The organism is Nocardioides sp. zg-1230 (assembly GCF_013155335.1).
GTDB lineage: Bacteria > Actinomycetota > Actinomycetes > Propionibacteriales > Nocardioidaceae > Nocardioides.
Genome location: NZ_JABJQZ010000001.1, coordinates 183,578 through 197,763 on the forward strand (window position 1 = coordinate 183,578; position 14,186 = coordinate 197,763).

At 71.7% G+C, this 14,186-nt stretch carries 15 protein-coding genes; 8 read left to right on the plus strand and 7 right to left on the minus strand.

Going from position 1 to position 14,186, the window contains the following annotated elements; all coding sequences use genetic code 11:
• Positions 1 to 103 precede the first annotated feature (103 nt).
• From HOO61_RS00910 to HOO61_RS00920, 3 genes are all read left to right on the plus strand, one after another.
• A complete protein-coding gene (locus HOO61_RS00910) occupies positions 104 to 697 on the plus strand; it encodes a hypothetical protein (RefSeq protein WP_172256084.1) in 594 nt (197 codons plus the stop codon).
• A 121-nt stretch (positions 698 to 818) separates the two neighbouring features.
• Complete coding sequence (locus tag HOO61_RS00915; RefSeq protein WP_172256086.1) at positions 819 to 1,001, plus strand: hypothetical protein; 183 nt, start codon at positions 819 to 821, stop codon at positions 999 to 1,001.
• Positions 1,002 to 1,102: 101 nt separating this feature from the next.
• Positions 1,103 to 1,309: a hypothetical protein gene (locus tag HOO61_RS00920; protein WP_172256088.1), complete on the plus strand. Its 207-nt coding sequence runs from the start codon at positions 1,103 to 1,105 to the stop codon at positions 1,307 to 1,309.
• Positions 1,310 to 1,389: 80 nt separating this feature from the next.
• Here HOO61_RS00920 and HOO61_RS00925 read toward each other — a convergent pair whose 3' ends face one another.
• Both HOO61_RS00925 and HOO61_RS00930 read right to left on the minus strand, forming a co-directional pair.
• A complete protein-coding gene (locus HOO61_RS00925; protein WP_216658501.1) occupies positions 1,390 to 1,626 on the minus strand; it encodes a hypothetical protein in 237 nt (78 codons plus the stop codon).
• 26 nt (positions 1,627 to 1,652) lie between these two features.
• The gene (locus HOO61_RS00930; RefSeq protein WP_172256090.1) at positions 1,653 to 2,771 is read right to left on the minus strand and encodes a hypothetical protein; all 1,119 of its coding nucleotides are present in this window, start codon (positions 2,769 to 2,771) and stop codon (positions 1,653 to 1,655) included.
• 233 nt (positions 2,772 to 3,004) lie between these two features.
• Here HOO61_RS00930 and HOO61_RS00935 point away from each other — a divergent pair, with 233 nt between their 5' ends.
• The gene (locus HOO61_RS00935; RefSeq protein ID WP_253941945.1) at positions 3,005 to 4,387 is read left to right on the plus strand and encodes a plasmid pRiA4b ORF-3 family protein; all 1,383 of its coding nucleotides are present in this window, start codon (positions 3,005 to 3,007) and stop codon (positions 4,385 to 4,387) included.
• A 5-nt stretch (positions 4,388 to 4,392) separates the two neighbouring features.
• Here HOO61_RS00935 and HOO61_RS00940 read toward each other — a convergent pair whose 3' ends face one another.
• Complete coding sequence (locus HOO61_RS00940; protein WP_172256094.1) at positions 4,393 to 5,685, minus strand: HNH endonuclease signature motif containing protein; 1,293 nt, start codon at positions 5,683 to 5,685, stop codon at positions 4,393 to 4,395.
• A gap of 310 nt (positions 5,686 to 5,995) precedes the next feature.
• Between HOO61_RS00940 and HOO61_RS00945 the strand changes: the two genes are divergently transcribed.
• Positions 5,996 to 6,568 (plus strand): hypothetical protein, encoded by a 573-nt coding sequence (locus HOO61_RS00945; protein ID WP_172256096.1) that lies wholly within the window; start codon positions 5,996 to 5,998, stop codon positions 6,566 to 6,568.
• 82 nt (positions 6,569 to 6,650) lie between these two features.
• Positions 6,651 to 6,920: a hypothetical protein gene (locus tag HOO61_RS00950; RefSeq protein WP_172256098.1), complete on the plus strand. Its 270-nt coding sequence runs from the start codon at positions 6,651 to 6,653 to the stop codon at positions 6,918 to 6,920.
• Between the two features lie 60 nt (positions 6,921 to 6,980).
• Here the strand turns inward: HOO61_RS00950 and HOO61_RS00955 are convergent, their stop codons facing one another.
• From HOO61_RS00955 to HOO61_RS00965, 3 genes are all read right to left on the minus strand, one after another.
• Positions 6,981 to 8,348: an FAD-binding oxidoreductase gene (locus HOO61_RS00955; RefSeq protein WP_172256100.1), complete on the minus strand. Its 1,368-nt coding sequence runs from the start codon at positions 8,346 to 8,348 to the stop codon at positions 6,981 to 6,983.
• Between the two features lie 91 nt (positions 8,349 to 8,439).
• The gene (locus tag HOO61_RS00960; RefSeq protein ID WP_216658502.1) at positions 8,440 to 9,804 is read right to left on the minus strand and encodes an FAD-binding oxidoreductase; all 1,365 of its coding nucleotides are present in this window, start codon (positions 9,802 to 9,804) and stop codon (positions 8,440 to 8,442) included.
• Between the two features lie 4 nt (positions 9,805 to 9,808).
• A complete protein-coding gene (locus tag HOO61_RS00965; protein ID WP_172256104.1) occupies positions 9,809 to 11,680 on the minus strand; it encodes a BTAD domain-containing putative transcriptional regulator in 1,872 nt (623 codons plus the stop codon).
• A 225-nt stretch (positions 11,681 to 11,905) separates the two neighbouring features.
• Between HOO61_RS00965 and HOO61_RS00970 the strand changes: the two genes are divergently transcribed.
• On the plus strand, positions 11,906 to 12,385 hold the full coding sequence (locus tag HOO61_RS00970) for a hypothetical protein (protein ID WP_172256106.1): 480 nt from the start codon (positions 11,906 to 11,908) through the stop codon (positions 12,383 to 12,385).
• Positions 12,386 to 12,515: 130 nt separating this feature from the next.
• Positions 12,516 to 13,349, plus strand: a complete 834-nt coding sequence (locus HOO61_RS00975) for an alpha/beta hydrolase (RefSeq protein WP_172256108.1) — start codon at positions 12,516 to 12,518, stop codon at positions 13,347 to 13,349.
• Positions 13,350 to 13,362: 13 nt separating this feature from the next.
• On the opposite strand, the gene HOO61_RS00980 is transcribed toward HOO61_RS00975, so the two are convergent.
• Positions 13,363 to 14,094: a hemerythrin domain-containing protein gene (locus HOO61_RS00980; RefSeq protein WP_172256110.1), complete on the minus strand. Its 732-nt coding sequence runs from the start codon at positions 14,092 to 14,094 to the stop codon at positions 13,363 to 13,365.
• Positions 14,095 to 14,186 lie beyond the last annotated feature (92 nt).

Sequence of the window (14,186 nt, forward strand, 5' to 3'; positions counted from 1 at the left end):
TCCGGCTCCCCCTGTCAGGGACGGCCCCGTCGGCGTAGGTTCGAGGACTGCCCTCCCACCCCCCAAACCCGAGAGGTGGGTGACCACACCGAGGAGGGGCAGCGTGTTCATCCAGATCATCCAAGGCAAGTGCACGCGCCAGCAGGAGCTCCACGAGCACCTGGACACCTGGCGCAACGAGCTCGGCCCGGACGCACAGGGCTGGCTCGGAGGGACCTACGGGTTCACCGACGACGACATGTTCATGGGCGTCGTCCGATTCGAGTCGCGCGACGCCGCCATGGCCAACTCCGGCCGGCCCGAGCAGGACGCCTGGGCCGCCCGCATGATAGAGCTCTTCGACGGACCCGTCGAGTTCCACGACTGCGACGACGTCACGCTCCTGATGGACGGCGGGTCCGACGAGGCCGGCTTCGTCCAGGTCATCCGGGGCAAGGTCGACGACGTCGACCGGCTCAGGACGATGATGACCACCGACACCGACTCGCTTCACCAGATGCGGCCCGAGATCATCGGCGGCACCCTGGCCATCGAGCCGGACGGCACCTTCACCGAGACCGTCGCCTTCACCAGCGAGGACGCAGCACGGCAGGGCGAGAGCCTCGAACCACCGGCTGAGGTGCGCGAGGACCTCGAGTACGCCATGGCGGGCGCGCAGTTCTACGACCTGCACCGTCCCTGGTTCGCCTCCCGCTGAGACGACCAGAGGGTGGCACCGGGGCGCTCGGGAGCCCCGGCACGCCCTGCCCCGACCGGGCCGAAGGACCCTGCCGGGCTCCCGTCCCCACGCCTAGCGTGGAGGTGAAGGGAGCACCACCATGGGCAACAACACGGCCGCCAACCAGGCGGGCAACGCGATCTACGGACTCGGCATCTTCGGCGCGTGGGTCTACTTCTGGATCCAGGCCGACGGCTTCTGGGAGCACGTCCTCGCCGTCCTCGAAGGATTCGTCTGGCCGGCGTTCGCCGTTTACTACGGCCTCGACGCGCTGGGCGCGTGACACGACGGCTGGAGTCAGGTTGGCACGAGAGGCAGCGACGGGTCGACGGCCCGCAGGTCGTCCGGGTCTGACGTGACGACGAGGTGACCGAGGCTGCGCGCATGCCAGACGACATGCACATCGACGACGTCGTGACGACCCGTCGCCCCGCAGAGGCGTCCCACCGCGCGAGCAGCGTGCACGTCGTACGCCGGCGTCGTCACGCCGCGAGCCGAGAGGAACGCACCGAGCCGCGCCTGCCGCGGTCCCCCGCGCCACACCTGGGCAACGACCTCGGGAACCACGTGCACCTCCAGCCCACGGTCTGACGCTTCTCGCAACAGTGCACGGACGTCGGGGTCGCCACGTTCGATCGCGATCAGCGCCCCCGCGTCGAGGCTGATTCCGGTCACCGGCTGTTGTGGGCATCGAGGACGCGAGCCGCCTTGGCCGCGGCGGCAGCACCGGGGGAACCCAGCTCGGCGTCCATCTCGTCCAGCACCTCGGTCAGCGTGCGGCGCCTCGACTTCTCGGCGAGCGCTTCGGCCACGTAGGCGGACACCGATGTGGCGCGACCCTCCACAACCGCGGCGCGTGCTTCCTCGACCAGGTGGTCGGGCAGGCTCACAGCGATCTTGGTGGTCATACCACGATCATACCGCGCGATGGTCCTCATGCCGCGCTGGTCAACTGGTCGCCGATCTGCCTGCAGAACACGTCAGCAGGCGACACGAGGGCGTCTGCCAGACGAGAGATGGCAGGCGCGTCCGACGTCAGGAGGAGCGGTTCGATCGCCGCATGGGTCTCTGGCTCCATCAGCGCGGCCGAGACGAGCGGGGCAAGAGGTCGTACGGCATCGACATCCGACCAGACGTGGTCGGCGTCATCGCCACTGAGCGACAAATCGCCGCTCAAGGCAGCGAGCACCACCGCTACGTCGTAGGCCACTCCGTTGCCTCCGGCGCCCACGCTGTCGGAGCGCAGGTCCGGGTCGACCGGCTGCAGGAGGTGCCGCCGCATGCGTGAGGAGAGGTCGAAGAGGAGGTCGAAGTCGTTCGCCTTCGCGATCAGCTCCGTCAGCACTCGCCCCGCTTCACCCCGACACCCCCGAGACAGGGCGTCCAACCAGTCAGCAGGACGGGCAGCGACGTCGTGGGCGACGTTGAGCGGCACGCACAGTGGAGCACTCTCGAACAGTGATCCCTCACCTGCGTGCACGACGCGGCCGACCACGGCCTCGCCGAGCGCCATCATCGATGCGCCTCCGAGGTTGAGGGTCTCGACGGTCGTCCCGACACCGAGGTCGCGCCACACGATGCGGTCGGCCCGCTCGGACACCAGCTCGTATGCGCCCAAGGGTGCTCCGACCCAGGAGTGGACCTCGCTTGCAAGGTCGAGCAGGTGCGGCGCAGCGACGCGGCGCAGGAAGTGATCAAGACCTCCGCGCTCGTGCAGGATGAGCTGGCGGAAGACCCAGTCGTGATCGATGACCTTGGCCAGGGCGTCGCTCGGGTCCATGCCCCAGAGCGTGCTGCGGCCGCCGCGAACGTCGATGGCGACGTCCGCAGCGTCCGTGTCACGGCCCGGCCTCGGCTGTGCCGCTTGGGCGACCACCCAGCGTCCCCACGCCCAGCCCGGTGCAGCGTCGCCGAGGGCCACCAGCTGGCGGAGTCTGCGCACGCGCTGGGGCCGCCACCACGGCCTGCCGTCCGGCCCGTGGAGCATGCCCTCCACGAGGGCGAGCGCCTTCACGGGATCGCCCGCGGCTTCGGCTGCGTCGACGGCGAGCATCCGTTGGAGCCATGGCATCTGGGCGCGGATGTCGAAGTCGGGCGGGGACGCCGGGGGCCGCACCTGCGACACGTGCGACGTGCGGTTGCGTCCTTTTCGACGGTGGCGTGATCGAGGCATGTCCACCACTGAACGGCGTCACCTAGGCGTGGCGCCAGACGCTCCTCCGCATCTGTGGAGAACCACTGCTGGGAGAGCGCGACGACCGACCCCTCCTCCCCTACCGTGAGGCCATGTCCGCCGGAAACGTGATACCTCTTCGACCTGGGGACGGGCCGGTCCCGTCTGGGGGCACACGTCTCGCACCCCGGCGCGACCACCCTGCCACGTACGTCGTCCGTGTGACGCTCGCCGACAGCGAGCCGCCGATCTGGCGACGGCTCGAGCTCGACAGCCGGCTCGACCTACGCAGCGTGCATCGGGTCCTGCAGGCCGTCATGGGCTGGTCGGACTCGCACCTGCACGAGTTCACGACGTCCCGCTCGCGCGTCCGGTTGCTCGCGGACAGCGAGGTCGAGGAGGGGATGGACGGCACGCCCGAGCGCGACGTACGCCTGGACGAGGTGCTGGCGGACGTCGGCGACGCGGTCGGCTACCTCTACGACTTCGGCGACGCATGGGACCACGACCTCCGGTTGGAGGCCGTCCGCGACGTCGAGCCCGCCCAGGCCGTGCGCGTGGTCGACGGGGCAGCTGCATGCCCGCTGGAGGATGCCGGCGGCACCGGAGCCTGGAACGTGTTCGTGCGATGGCTGGTCGACGGCGACTCCGACGACCTCGACGACGAGCACCTCCGCCACCTGGCGGAGCGGGCGCCCTTCGACTTCGATCCTGCGCGCTTCGACGTGGCGGAAGCCCAGGCGTCGGCGTCCGCTGCCGCGCTGACCACCGAGCAGCTGTCCGATCGGCTGCCTCCCCACCCGGACCTAGCCGCTCTTGTGGCAGCGCTCCCGGAGGAGGGTGTCCGGCTGCTGGCGGGGTTGTCCCCGGAAGCACCAGTGCCCACGGTCGATCGAGCTGCCGCACTGCGCCCGTTGCTCACCCTGCTCGACCTCGCACGTGACGGCATCGACCTCACGCCGACCGGCCTGATGAAGCAGGCCTCCGTGCGTGTGCTTCTCGAAAGGCTCGGCTGGGGCGGAGACTGGGTCTTCGGCCGGACTCTGCGCGAGGACAACCTGCCTCCGGTCCGCTGGGTGCGCCGCGGAGCCCAGACACTCGGGCTCGTACGTCGCCACGCCGGCCGCCTCGTGCTCACCCCCGCCGGACGCGAGGTTGTCGGCGACGCTGATGGCTTGTGGCAGCACCTCGTCGCCAACCTTCCGCAGGGAGACAGCCCCGAGGAGCGGATGGCTGGCGCCATCTGGCTGCTCACCCAGCGTTCCGGGCGCTCGACTTACGGGGTGTACGACCGTCACGCCGGCGTCCTGTTCGACATGGTCGCCTGGAAGACGGGTGACCGGCCGCCCACTGAGCACCAGGTGCATGCCTGGCACCTGCCCACCCTCTGGCTCCTGCTCGTGGTGCAGCAGGACCACAGCACCCTTGGCGCACTCCCGGCGCAGGTCGCTGCGGCCTCTAAAGCGCTGTGGGGTACGAGATCCGATGGCTCTTGATCGGCCTATCTGCGTCGACGGAAGCGGACGTCCCCGCTGGGCATGCGTTCGACGAGGTAGCTCGTGTCGTGGACGCGATGGTGGTGGTGACTGCAGAGCAGGACGCCGTCGTCGATGTCGGTGCGCCCGCCGTGCTGCCACGGATGGAGGTGGTGGGCCTCGCACCAGGTCGCCGGGACGTCGCAGCCCTCGGCGCGACACGTGCCGTCGCGCACGGCCATGGCCAGGCGCTGGGCAGGGGTGAACAGCCGGCGCGACCGACCGAGGTCGAGGGGGACGCTGCGCCCGTCCAGGACCGCCGGGACGATGTGCGCGGTGCACGCGAGACGGCGGGCCTGCGCGGCGGAGATGCGGTCGCCGGTGAGGTCGTCGCCAGGGATCAGTCCTGACCCGACCAGGTCGGCCGCGGCCAGCTCGGCTTGCAGGGCGGCCAACGGGATCGTGACGACCACCGTGGTGGCGCTGCCGCCGTGGATGGGCAGGTGGCCGGCGTCGACGTTCTCGAGGAAGGCGACGAACGCCTCGCCCATCCTGCGCGGGTAGGCGAGCCGCGCCACCGGATCGTGCGCCGTCGCGTCGTCCGCGACGGGCCGATCCGCGGGATCGCCGTCAGCGGTCGTACGACGCGGGTTGGCGTGCGCCTCCAGGTAGGTCGCGAACCGGGTCGCGGCCGCATCGGGGACGACCGAGGAGATACGAGTCGTGCCATCGCCCAGCCGGCGCATGGTCAGGCGGGTGACCTCACGCGCGCGCGACTCGAGCTCGGCCAGTCGCGCACCCTCGGCAGCCTCGGCGATCTCGGGCGCGACGACATCGAGGATGCGTCGACCGATCCGCCCGAGCTCCTTCGGACCGAACTCCCGGGCACGCTCGACGAGGTGCTCCTCGGCCTCGGCGACTGTCTGGGGGTCCAGCGTCGCAGGCAGAGCGTTGAGAGCGCGGTCGATCACCTGCGCCTGGGCCAGGGTGGCGCCGCCCTCGCGCATGGCTGCCATCAGTCGCGGACGGTCCCGGTCGAGTGCCTCGGCGAGCCGCAGCTCCGCACGGGCATCGGCGTACCTCGTGCGCGTGTGGTGCGCCAGCCAGCCGGCGGCGTCCTTCGCCGCGGTCTCGGCGGCGAGGTCGCCGGCATCGGCGAGGATCCGCAGCCGCAGCTCGGCCAGCTGACCCTCGGCAGCGACCAGGTCCTGCAGTGCTGTCGCCTTCTCCCCGACCGACATGAAGGTCGGGTTGGCGTCGGCGACCGCCTTCAGCGACGACCGGACGTCGGAGGCAGCAGCAAGGATCGGATGGGTCACGATCGGCCTCCTCACGACGACGGGTCCGCTACGCACGCGCGCAGCTGATCAACGGTCGTCGCTCCTGGAGGCCCCCAGCTGGGGAGGCAATTACATGACCCTCGCAACTCGTCCCACGAGCCAAGGTTTGGCGCACTGGTGACTTGTCCTGGTGGCCCTGATCTGGTGGAACGTGATTCCACCCTACGCCCAAAAGTCACTATTCGCAAGCATGTTCTACATGCCTGACGCACTCCCCGGCGACGGCTGGCCGAGGTGCTTGCGCGCACAATGTCCGTGCAACCACTGACCGCACCGGGGGAACAACGCCATGACCACGTCCAGGACCACCAGGCTGCTGACAACACCCCTAGCCCTTGCGCTCGCCATCGGCCTGGGCACCAACGTGCCGGCACACGCCTCGCGCACGACGAAGACGGATCCGAGGAACGACGTCTTCCTGGGAGGCGTGGGCGGCGGCATCGACCTGGCCGCCGTGCAGCTCGCGACGGTGAACCGGAAGAAACGCATCCGGGTCACCTTCCGGCTCCACTCGTACGTGCTGAAAGGCAGCCTGGAGCAGCCCGGCGGCATGTGGGTGGACTTCATCAAGGACAGGCGGACCCGGCGCGTGGTCAAGATCGTCACGGAGGACGGCATCCTGCGCAGCGAGGTCTGCAGCGACACAAGGGGGAGGAAGCCCGTCGAGCCCTACGACTGCAGCAGCCTGCCGGTCACCAAGGTCGACGCCACGACCTATCGCACCGTGGTCAGGCGTGAGCAGGTCAAGGAGGGCGCCGCGGTGCTCACGTGGACGGCTGCGTCCATCGACCTCAGCGGCGGCTATCCCGTGAACGACCAGCTGACGGCGAGCAAGGGCGAGCCGTTCCGCTGGCGGCTCTGATCGAGGACAGGCGGCGCGAGCACCGAATCCGTCGGGCAGAGACCTGACGTGGATTCGCGGGTCGTGGCGGGAGGATGACGCCATGACCGTTCGTGACCGGGACGACCTGCGCGTCGTCATGCTCGCCGGGGACGGTGAGCCGTTCAGGGAGGCCGCCCTGGACCCGGCGTTCCGGTTCGACACGCAGTTCCCCGACCGCGAGCCGCAGTGCCTCGTGGCCGGGGACGGCTCGTTCGAGGTGCGCGACGCAGCCGGCACGGTGATCGTCCGGCACGACTTCGCGGACCGTGAGATCTGCGAGCACGAGGAGCTGGAGATCACCGACGGCCTCGAGCTGGAGTGGGTCGACTGACCACCCCGTGCACGCGAACGACCCGCGGCCCCCACCAACCAGGGGGCCGCGGGTCGTGGCTCAGCCGAGCACGCCGCCGATCATCAGCACGCCGTCCGGGTCGTACGTCCGCCGCGCCCGCCGCAGCCGGGCGAGGGTGACCTCGTCGTAGGCGTCGACGTACTCCTCCGGGGTGAAGGTGAAGTTCGGCAGCCGGTGGTCGCCGATCCACGGCGCCATCGCCTCGAGGATTGCGGCCGAGTGGTCCTCGACGCCCGGGATCTCCGAGATGCCGACGACCAGCAGCGAGTACGCCGCCCCGCGCGAGGCGAACGCCGCCGGGTGGTCACCCGGCCGGGCGTAGGCGCCGCCGAGCTGGCGTACCTCCACCAGGATCTGCGGCGACGGGACTCCCGGTCCGGTGAGGGCCAGCAACGCGTCCGCGGTCTCCGCCGAGAAGTCGGTGAGCACGTGCCCCGCCTCGTAGGCCGGGGTCGGGTCGAGCGGGTCGGTGTGGACCGAGTCGATCGCCGTGTAGGGCTTGTCGGCGACGTCGTCGAGGATCACCGGGGCGGCCGCCCGCATCGCGGCGAACCGGCGCTCCCCCTCCTCGGTCGAGCCCGTCCACACGTAGCGGACCGACAGCGTGAGCTTGCCGGCGAGCAGCGGAGGGACGCCCTCCATCTCGGGCAGCTGGAAGAGCGCGAACGACGTCGTGCCCTCCTCGGGCAGCTCGTCCGACCACCGGCGCCAGGCGTCGATGACCGCGGGCGCGTCCGACCCGTCGAACCACAGCGAGCCGCCGTAGAACCGCGGCTGCTCGACCAGGTCGAACTCGATCGCCGTGACGATGCCCAGCATCCCCTTGCCGCCGCGCAGGGCGAAGAAGAGTTCGGGGTGCTCGGTCGGCGTCGCCCTCCGCAGCACGCCGTCCCCGGTCACCACCTCGATGGCGCGGACCTTGTCGATGGCGAGCCCGTAGGTGCGGGCCATCGGGCCCAGGCCGCCGCCGGTGGTGTAGCCGACGATGCCGACGTCGGTGATCGATCCCGAGAGGGGTGCCAGCCCGTAGGGGGCGGCGGCCTCCACGACCGCGAGCCACTTCACGCCGGCGCCGACGCGCGCCCAGCCCTCCTCGGGGTGGATGGTCACCTCGTCGAGCTCCTTGGTGGTGACCAGCAGCTCGGTGGTCAGGGCGGCCATCGGGCCGTGACCGGTGGCCTGCGGCGTCACCCGCAGGCCGTGGCGGGCCGCGAACTGCACGGCCTCGACGACGTCCTGGGCGTCGAAGGCGGCCAGGACGGCGGCCGGTCGGACCGGGACCGCGAGGTTCCACGGCGAGACGAGGGTGTCGTACTTCTTCTCCCCCGGCACCGCGACGGTGCCGATGGTGAGTGCGTCCAGCTCCGCGAACGGTACGGCTGCGGGGCTGGTCTGTGCGATGGTCATGCTGTCCTCCGTTGAGTCGTCGTTGACGCCTCCGAAGGTGCACCCACGCGGTTGAGCCGGACTTGCGTCCGACTTGAGCCGCACCGCGGAATCAGTGGTCTGGACCGCGCTGGGGTTGCACGAACAGTCCCTCAGGGTCTGCGGAACGACGGATCCGTTGGAGCCGCTCGTACGCCGTCGGCGACCACCCGCGGCGGGCAGCGGCCTCGTAGGCCATCGAGAGGTAGGCCGAGCTCGAGGTCCACGGCGAGAGCGAGTCGAGGATGCGGGTGGCGTCCGCACGCACGGCGTTCCACCCGGTGCCGACGTCGAGCCCGACGCCGAGCACCAGGAACGAGCCGTCGAGGTGGTCCATCGCACCCTCGCGGGGCGAGGGCCGGGCCAGGGCCCCGCCGAGCTGGCGGAGCTCGACGAAGAGCAGGTTGCTGCCCGACCCCGGCCCCGCTGTGTCGACCAGCGCGTCGACCGCGTCCGCGGGCAGGCCGTGGACGAGGACGCTGTTGGCGTAGACCGCAGTCGGCTCCTGCGGGTCGAGCTGCAGGTGGGCGATGTCGGCCGCGGGCATCTCGGCGAAGGTGTCGATCTCGGGCCTCAGCGCGCGCAGCGGGGCGATCGCTCGGGCACCGGCCTCGGGGTCGCCGAGCGCGACGGCGTCGATCATCACCAGCTTCCGCCCGCCCAGCTGGTGCGGCAGCCACTCGACGTCGGGCACCTGGAAGATCCGCGCGACGCTCGTCACCGACTCGGGCGCGTCCTCGGTCCACCTGCCCCACGCGGTCAGCACGCGACGGGCTTCCTGCCAGTCCCACGCGAGCATGCCGGCGTACGCCGTCCGCACCGGCAGCAGGTCGAACTCGAGCGAGGTGACCACCCCGAAGCCACCGCTGCCGCCGCGGGCCGCCCACAGCAGGTCGGCGTCCTGGTCGTCGGTCGCGCGCACGAAGGTGCCGTCCGCGAGCACCAGCTCGACGGCCGTGATCGCGCTGCACTGCAGGCCGTGCTGGCGGGCGTACCAGCTGACCCCGCCGCCGAGCGACGACCCGATGACGCCCACGCCGGGGCTGGACATGTGCATCCCGGCGAGGCCGACCTTGCCGGCCCGGGCGACGACGTCACCCCACAGGACACCGGCGTCGACGCGCGCCGTACGGGTGGCGGCGTCGACGCGAAGCCCGGTCATCGCCGCGGTGCGCAGCAGCACGGCGTCGCCGAGGCGCCCGGCGAGCGGCGGGGCGCCGTGGCCGGTGCCCTGCGGTGCGACCTTGAGCCCGGACGCCGCGGCGGCCTTGATGACCCGGGCGACCTCGTGCGGGTCGGCCGGGTAGGCGACGGCGGCCGGGTGCTCGTCGACCTGGAGGTTCCACGGCATCCGCGCCTCGTCGTAGAGGGGGTCGCCGGGCAGGTGGACAGCACCGCCCGCCAGTCCTCGCAGACCCTCGGCCTCTCGCACCGTCACCACCTCACGATCTGGGCGCTTCAGCATGGTCGGCGGGACTTGAGGATGACTTGAACCGGCGGTTCAACCGCTCGACGAGCAAGGCACGCTCACCCGTCGGTACGTCGGCGTGGATGGCGTCGCGGACCAAAGGGTTCACGAAGTCGAGCGGGTGCCCGTCGCGGAGGATCTCGCTCCGGGCGAGCAGGTCGAGCGCGGCCGCCACGTCCTCCTCCGGGCGCTGGGTGAGGTCGGCGACGCTCCGCAGGTCGGCGATCGGCCCGAGCATCGCGACCGCGCGGGCGACCGTCGTGACCGCCGGCGGCATCCGGCGCAGGCGGAGGGTCACCAGCGAGGCGACCGCGCGCGACCCCACCGCCCGGACGGTGTCGACGTGCGCCACGTCGGGTGGCACCCCTTCGTCGGCCAGGGCGCGCAACAGCTGCCGCAGCAGGAGCGGGTTGCCCGCGGTCATCCGGTGACAGGCCGCCACGAACGGCTCGGCGCCGCGGCCGAGCCGGTCGGTCACCAGGGTCGCCGTGCCCTGCTCGGACAGCGGCGCGAGTCGCAGCACCGCCACCGACTCGTTGGCGGCGAGCTCGGAGAGCAGGTCGTCGGCCTGGTGCGGCTCGCCGGAACGCATCGCGAGCACGAGCAGCAGGGGCAGGCCCTCCAGGCGGCGGACGAGATAGGCGAGGAGCTGCAGCGACGCCTCGTCGCACCACTGGGCGTCGTCGACGCACATGACGTACGGCGCGTCCTGGGCGAGGTCGGTGGCGATCTCGCACAGGCCGCGGAGCACGGCGAAGCGCTCGCCGTCCTCGAGTACGTCGTCCACGCCGCCCCCGAACAGCTGCCTGACCACGCCCCACTCGAAGGTCTGCTCCGACGAGCTGCTCCGCGCCGACCGGACGAAGACACCCGCACCGACGGCCAGGCGGCGCAGCTCGTCGAGCAGGCGGGTCTTGCCGATACCCGGAGGGCCCTCGATGAGCACGCAGCCGGACGTCCCCTCGGCGAGCTCGTCGAGCCTGGTCTGCAGGAGGGCGATCTCGCGGTCGCGGTCGACGAGGCCGTCGGGCGTGCGCGGCCGCGGGACGAGCTCGGTCGCGTTCCTGGGCGTCGGCGCCTCGAGGTCCGGCGACTGGGCGAGCACCTCAGCCTCGAGCGAGCGCAGGGCGGGGCCGGGGTCGACACCGAGCTCGTCGGCAAGCACGGTCCGCGCCCTTCTGAGTGCTTCCAGCGCGGCCGCCTGCCGGTGCGCGCGGTAGAGCGCGAGGGTGAGCAGGCGCCAGCGCTCCTCGCGCAGCGGGTCCTCCTTGACCAACGCCTCGAGGTCCCCGATCACCAGCTGCGCCTCCCCCAGCTCCAGCCGCGTGGCGAGCAGCCGTTCGCGCGCGACGGCTCGCAGCTCGGTGAGGCGCGCGATCTCGGCCTCGGCCCACGCCTCGCCTGCGTAGTCGGCGTACGCCGGTCCTCGCCACAACCGCAGCGCCGGCTCGAGCGTGCACACCGCGTCCCCCGGCGCCATCCCTGCTGCCCTGTCGACGGCCGCCTCGAACTCCCAAGCGTCTACGGCGTCCGGTGCTACGCGTAGCACGTAGCCCGGTCCGGCCCGCGCGATGATGCTCCCCCGCTGGCGGGCGCCGGCGTCGGGCTCGAGCGCGCGACGGAGGTGGCTGACGTACGCCTGCAACGCTCCGGTGGCGTTGGCGGGCGGGTGCTCACCCCAGACGCACTCGACGAGGTGGTCCGCCGTCACGACCTGGTCGCGCTGGATGACCAGCGCCGCCAGCACGGCGCGCTGGCGGCGCCCGCCGAGGTCCACGACCGCGCCGTCCCGCGTGGCCGTGAGCTCGCCGAGCACGTGCAGGTTGAGCTCCGGCTGTCCGTCCACCCCATTCCTCGCGTTGGCCTTCGTCGAGAGTAGGGCCCCCCGGGGCTGCGCGCTGCCCCGATTTCGGGCACGCTCGCCCCGGCCCGCACTGGTCGAGGGCCGTCCCCCCGCTGGTCGAGGAGGGACGGAGTCCCGTAACGAGACCCCCTCAAGTCACTCCCAAGTCGCCGTCAAGCCGCTCCGGGCACGGTCGTCCCCTCGACCGATCACCACAGGAGCACACCGATGAACCGCACCACCCGACTCACCGCCCTGGCCGTCGCCGCGCTCGCCGGGCCGGCCATCGCCGTCCCCGCCGTCGCCGCCCCCAAACCCCTCGTGGACCTCCGCGGCGCCGACGTCGGCACCTACGTCCTGGACGCGACCGGGGCCGCACAGCTCGCGGGCTCCGTCACCGGCGATCCGTTCGACGGGACGTACGTCGCCACGCTGGCCGCGGACGACGGCTCGCTTCCGGCTCCCGGCACCTGCGAGCCCGCAACCGGCGCCCTCGACGTGAACTCCTCGAAGCGGACGCTGCACCTCGACGCCGTCGGCGAGGTGTGCGGCGAGTTCGCGGACGCCACCTACGTCGTCACCCACCGCTTCGTCGGCCACTACGTCGTCGCCGACGCCACGAGCCGGAGGCTTCGCGGCAGCGACGGCTGGATCTCGCTGGTCCTCGCCACCGAGGGACGGGCCAACGTGGAGGCGTTCGACTCCTGAGTGCCGCTGGGGGCCGAAGGAACCTGCCGTCGAGCCGGTCCCCGACCTGGCGTTGTTCGATCGCCGTGGCGATCGCTTATTCGCTGAGCTGTGGGGGGAGAGGTTCAGGTGCGCGTGCCACGATGAGGTGATGGCTCGCCTTCGCGGCAGGAGGATCGTCGTGATGCTGGTGGTCGTGGCGCTCCTCGCCGGGCTGAGCCTGGCGGCCGTCTGGGGTCTGCAGCGACAGCTCGTCTACTACCCCGACGCGAGCGACGTACCACCGGCCGGCGAGGTGCTGCCGGGTGCCAGCGACGTCACGCTGGAGACGGCGGACGGGCTCGAGCTGGGCGCGTGGTACCTGCCTGCCGACGCCGGGCGCGACACCGGCCTGGCCGTCCTGCTGGCCCCGGGCAACGGTGGCAACAGGGCCGGCCGGGCCGGCCTCGCCCGCGAGCTCGGGGACCGCGGGCTCGCAGTGCTGCTTCTCGACTACCGCGGCTACGGCGGCAACCCGGGCAGTCCCAGCGAGGACGGGCTCGCCGCCGACGCGGACGCAGCGGTGCGCGCGCTGGACGACCTCGGTCATCCCTCCGACCGCACGGTCTTCTTCGGTGAGTCGTTGGGGACCGGCGTGGTCGCCGGCCTCCTGCAGCGGCACCGTCCGGCCGCGGTCGTGCTGAGGTCACCGTTCACCGAGCTCGCCGACGTCGGACGCCACCACTATCCGTGGCTGCCCGTCCGCACGCTACTCCGCGACCGGTTCCCCGTGCTCGGACCTGTCGCCGGGAGCGACGTACCGGTCACCGTGATCTATGGCGACCGCGACGACGTGGTGCCGACCGAGCTCAGCGTGCGGGTCGCCGACAACGCGCCCGCGCTCGCTGAACGAGTCGTGATCGAGGGCGCGGGCCACAACGACGCGGTCATGTTCGGTCCGCGGGTCGCCGACGCCGTCGAGCGGCTTGCTCGCAGCGTGGGCTGACGACGGTGCGAGCTCAGGCGAACCGGAACGCGAGCCGCTCGCCGCGCTGGTAGCGACGCCGGAAGATCCGCAGCAGCAGGCCATAGCCGGGCGGGGTGGACTCCAGCAGGCGCTCGCGGGCATCAGCGGGAATCTCGTCCATCACCCACGGGAGGGTGAACGGCATCAGCCGCAGCGGGTAGTGCTTCTCGACCGCCTTCTCGAAGGCCGCGTTCTCCTCCTGGCTCAGGGTCCGCTGCAGCATGGGCAGGGCGTGCTTCTCCTCGTGGGCCAGGTGTGCCAGGAGGAGCTCGTGGGCGGCACCGAGCCGGATCTCCAGTGCGTTGCGGTGGTCGATGCACGGGTGTCGGCTCATCGCGGCAAAGGCGTCGCGCACGTGGGCGAGGGCGGGGTCGATGTCGGCGTGCTCGTCCTCCATGTCGGCCAGCACCTGCAGGTCGGCCTCGTCGCCGGCGGCCTCCGCGTGCCGCTGCAGCAGCGGCCACAGCTCGGCGTCCTCGGCGGAGTGGTGGTGGTGCAGGACGTCGGCCATCGCGACCCAGCGCCGCTCCAGCGCGATCCACACGTCGTGCTCCGCCACCGGAGTGCTCTCGACGGCGGAGACGAAGCGCGCGAAGTCGCGGCGAAGGGCGTGGTGCATCACGTACATCCCCGTCTGGTCGTGCGGACCCTCGGCGGTGTGCGCCTGCCGGGGCAGCGTCAGCTGCGGGCGGTACGACGTCGTGCTGGTCTCGGTGTGCTTCATGGCCTCTCCTTGGCTGGTGGTGGAACGACGATCTCCGCCGACTCTTGAGCCGGACTCCAGCGCGACTTGGGCCGCTTGGCGCTACGTTGCTG